The sequence below is a fragment of the Lysinibacillus sp. GbtcB16 genome (assembly GCF_019091145.1).
GTDB classification, from domain to species: Bacteria; Bacillota; Bacilli; order Bacillales_A; family Planococcaceae; genus Lysinibacillus; species Lysinibacillus fusiformis.
On record NZ_JAGXJV010000257.1, the window covers coordinates 1 to 303 of the forward strand.

The 303-nt window shown below is 38.6% G+C and carries 1 pseudogene; it reads right to left on the minus strand.

The annotated features are described in order from the left end of the window. Positions 1-204, minus strand: a pseudogene (locus KVT27_RS24180) (bacillithiol biosynthesis cysteine-adding enzyme BshC); the annotation flags it as partial. Between the last annotated feature and the right edge of the window lie 99 nt (positions 205-303).

A 303-nucleotide genomic window follows, 5' to 3' on the forward strand; every position in this document is an offset into this window, starting at 1 on the left:
AGTTTGCTCGATTTTTTGCAGAAGGTAGTCAAATTGTTTTGCAAGATTTTCTTGATGTGTCACAAGGATTTCATCTAAAGTTAAATGCTGTTCCTCTAAATACGATGCAAGCTCACTGTACTTTTCTGCTACCAACTGCTCCATAGCCTGAATTTGACGTTTAGCCTCACTATCCTGCACATCATCAATAAAACGCTCTTTCATTTCTCAAGCTTTGCCATTCCTAACATCCGTAACAATCAATTGATGTTCACACAATAATTGCTCTACATGACGTGTCACAATCGTCATATGAAGGCGAGG